Source organism: Bartonella sp. AA83SXKL, assembly GCF_042196965.1.
Taxonomy (GTDB): domain Bacteria; phylum Pseudomonadota; class Alphaproteobacteria; order Rhizobiales; family Rhizobiaceae; genus Bartonella.
The window spans coordinates 1-1924 of sequence record NZ_JBHIRG010000076.1 but is presented as its reverse complement, the minus strand read 5'-3'; the positions used below and the strand labels follow the sequence as shown (position 1 = coordinate 1924).

Below are 1924 nucleotides of genomic sequence, written 5' to 3'. Positions count from 1 at the left end.
GCCGCTGTGATCCCCGCAATCTCATCATCTAAATTAAAACTCAAACCATGCTTTAAAGAATTCCAAAAGGCTTCACTTTCACTTATTTCGGGATGTTCTGCTTCTTCCTCATAAGAATGGTTGTTATAGTCTGATATGTGTCCAATAATAGGATATTGATCATCATTCCAAATCTGACTATTTGAAGAGCGTTTATTATAATCTGTTATATGTCCAATAATAGGATACTGATCATCATTCCAAACCTGACGTTTTCCAACGTTATCATTCTTATGATTAAGCATTTTAGTATCTCTTTATTCTAATATTACCATCTGCATCTTGAATTTTTGTTCCTATCTCAAATTTAGCGCTCTCTTTGGGACTGGATACCTTCACAAACTCCATAACGCCTTTTTTCTGAGTATTATATTTATCAGAGATTTCTTGAGGGGTTATCTTCCCCGTCATCCAATCATGCAAATCAGTTTTCTGAAGCTTATTTAAAGCATTAAATGTTATTTCAAGATTTTCTAAAGTTTTCAGTAGCCCTTTTGTATTACGCGCAGAATCTAAAGAACCAAAGGTTGCTACCATCGTCCGACTTTCGTAATCTGATATAGGACCAACACTAAGACTTCCTCTAGGATCCATCGATTTTAAGCTCTCAAATACCGCCTTTAAAGCACCACCCTTAATCGTATCAAATAATTTTTCTAATTCATTCGCAGGAGTTCCTCCAATTCCACGCGTAGCCCACGCCTTAAACCCGTTAATCTTATGTTTGCGAATGAGTGCAATCGAATCACGAATAGCATCTATCCCAGCGTTCATCTGATGTTTTGTGGCAATAATATTTTTTTGCTTTTTACCCTCCCACTCTTTCTGTGCTTGTAGCTTCTGATTATACTCAAGTTCTTGTGGAGACCCCTTTACCGGTCTCATTTCGCGTTCACCAGTCTCTGGATTGGTATACCATTGAAACCCCTGACTTAACTTAGGAGTATCACCACCTGTTAGCATCGCACTAAGCATTTGAGGATTACGTGCCATAATAGCAGCTTCTTCTTCACTATAGCCTTTGGACTTTAGATACTCGACGGTCTGATTAACCTGTCCTCTTTTTTCTCTTTCCATATCACCACGACGAAGATTCATAGCTGCATTCGCTAAACTTTGTGCTATCGTCCCATCTGATAATGCATAACCAATCCCATAATCTGATAATCTTTGTAAAAACTCAGGACTACGCAAGTAATCCCAAAAACTCTGTTGAGAACCAGTATCTTGGTGAGGAACAGTACTCTGTTGTGGCTGTACAGACTTCTGTGGTTCTACAGATGAAATAGGCTCTGGTAATTGAGACTGCTTTGGTTTCAATGATGCCAAATCTGAAGTTTCAATTGCATTAGGCAAAGGTTCAATACCTAAAGGATTTGGTTGTGAACCAAAGGTCGCTACTGGTAAAGAAGGGACTGAAGACGGTACATACGGTTTTCTGCCTGCCGATCTTAAAGACGAACTTACATCTGGCAAAGGTTCCATATCCTTCGATAAACCTAAAGGATTTGATTGTGAACCAAAAGTTGGTACAGATGAAGAAGGGATTAAATAAGGCAAATTATTTGCCTGTTGTTGTGCATTTTCCATACGTTGATTTTGCATTAGTATACGCGACGCGAATGGGTCCATTGCATACATAGACTTAATTAGTCGTGATAACATGTTATCGTTACTATTTTGCATAACTACCTCACTTTTTTCCTGCAAAATTAGCAATACTAGCTAAAATCCCTATAGCGTTCTTCCAAGGGTCGTTGCCTTGCATCATAGAGGCTGTATTATTATTCGTTGTCGTGCCGTAATTTCTTGCAAAGCCATGACCGGCGTTCATAAGCATATTCAACCTATTCCAGCCGCTATTGTCTTGTTCCAGCCAACGTTC

The 1924-nt window shown here is 38.9% G+C and carries 1 protein-coding gene and 2 pseudogenes; all 3 read right to left on the bottom strand.

The features are described from left to right. Positions 1-284, bottom strand: a pseudogene (locus ACFINO_RS09665) (hypothetical protein); the annotation flags it as partial. Between the two features lies 1 nt (position 285). Beyond that, entirely contained in the window at positions 286-1671 is a 1386-nt protein-coding gene (locus ACFINO_RS09660; RefSeq protein ID WP_375655597.1) for a hypothetical protein, read from the bottom strand. A gap of 61 nt (positions 1672-1732) precedes the next feature. After that, positions 1733-1924 (bottom strand): annotated as a pseudogene (locus ACFINO_RS09655) (hypothetical protein); the annotation flags it as partial.